A 1814-nucleotide genomic window follows, 5' to 3' on the forward strand; every position below is an offset into this window, starting at 1 on the left:
AAATTATATATATTATACAATTATTGTAAATATAAATAAAGATATTTTTAGCTAAAATAGAAATTAAAGTAAATATAATTAATTGACTTTACATGTAACCACCACCAGTAAACTTCCTGTAGCACAGTGCTTCAGTTAAGTGGGATTCGTTTATACATTCACTGTGATCTAAGTCTGCTATTGTCCTGGAAACTTTTAGAATTTTACTGTAAGCTCTAGTTGTCAATTTATATTTAGAATAAATTTTTGCAAGTATTTCTATAGATTTTTTATTGAGTTTACAGTATTTTTTAATTAAAGTGCTGTTCATTTCTGAATTATACTGTATTCCATGATTCATGAATCTTTTCTTCTGAATTTTTCTGGCGTCTTCCACTCGTTTTCTTATTGATTTAGAAGATTCGCTTTTTTTGGAATTCTGGATGTCTTTGAAGTTTAAAGAGGTTACGAAAGTAAATAGATCTATTCTATCCATAAAGGGACTTGATAGTTTTGATATATACCTCTTTCTCTCATAATCTGTACATGTACAATGTTTACCAGAAGCAAAGTTTCCACAAGGACATGGGTTGGTGGCCATTATGGTCATGAAGTTGCATGGGAAGGAGACTCTGCCAGAGCATCTGTTTATTGTTATTCTCTTTTCTTCTAAAGGCTGTCTTAAAACTTCCAGCACATTTTTTTTGAATTCAAGTACTTCATCCAAAAAAAGTACACCATTGTGCGCTAAAGATATCTCACCGGGCATTAAATTATTTCCACCTCCTATGAGAGCAGCTGCTGTGATGGTGTGATGGGGACTTCTAAAGGGTGGTTTGGTTATAAGACCTTCGTTTGTATTTAAATTTCCAGTAACGCTGTATATTTTAGTGACTTCTAGGGATTTTTCGTAATTCAAATTTGGAAGTATAGTTGGAACTCTCCTGGCCATCATAGTTTTACCAGAGCCAGGCGGGCCAGCCATGAGTACATTATGATTTCCAGCAGAAGCTACTTCCAGGGCTCTTTTGCAACTTTCCTGCCCAAATACATCTGAAAAGTCCAGAGTGGAATGTGGAATTTTAGATGACACCCTTTTATGCTTATAAGGAAGTAGATCCCTGTATTTTATAAAATATACTATTTGCTTTAAATTCTCAAATGCGTAACAATTTACTCCTTTTATAGAAGAGCATTCCTCTGCATTTTCAATAGGAACTATAAAATTTTTTATATTGTTTTTTATACCCTCTAATGTTATTGGGAGTACACCCCTTACTTTATTTAAATTGCCGGATAAGGACAATTCACCTAGTATTAAAAAATCTTCCCAATCATAAAAATTCATTTGCCCTGTGCATATAAGTATACCAACGGCTATAGGAAGATCAAACAGAGAACCTGCTTTTTTCATATCTGCTGGAGCTAAATTTACTACTATTTTTTTTATAGGAAATTCAAATCCTGAATTTATTATTGAAGCTTTTACTCTTTCTTTAGACTCTTTTACAGAAGTGTCTGCCAGGCCAACTATGTTGAAGGAGGGAAGCCCTCTTTCAATGTCTACTTCTACTGAAACTATACTTCCATCTATGCCTAAAAAGGAAGATGTATTTAATTTGATAGCCATATTATTATCACCTCTGCTTAATTCTTGACAATAATATTTTGTTTTAAACTTTTAAAGATAAAACACTGTAAATTTTGAATAAAATAATGGGATTGTGAACATAATTTTTACATAATTATATTTATAGGATGTGAATTATTTATGAACATATATGATCTGTGGTTTGCTTCTGTTAAAGTATCGAATAAAATAAAAAATAATATAT

1 protein-coding gene is annotated in these 1814 nt (G+C 31.7%); it reads right to left on the reverse strand.

Annotated elements, in window-relative coordinates:
• Positions 1-88: 88 nt before the first annotated feature.
• The gene (locus tag J5G60_RS18155) at positions 89-1609 is read right to left on the reverse strand and encodes a YifB family Mg chelatase-like AAA ATPase (RefSeq protein ID WP_150355903.1); all 1521 of its coding nucleotides are present in this window, start codon (positions 1607-1609) and stop codon (positions 89-91) included.
• Positions 1610-1814 lie beyond the last annotated feature (205 nt).

The organism is Clostridium sp. HV4-5-A1G, from assembly GCF_900184915.1.
Lineage (GTDB): Bacteria > Bacillota > Clostridia > Clostridiales > Clostridiaceae > Clostridium_B > Clostridium_B aromativorans.

Excerpts from the sequence above, each read along its gene's own strand:
- J5G60_RS18155 (WP_150355903.1), bottom strand. The coding sequence starts at position 1,609 with ATGGCTATCAAATTAAATACATCTTCCTTTTTAGGCATAGATGGAAGT.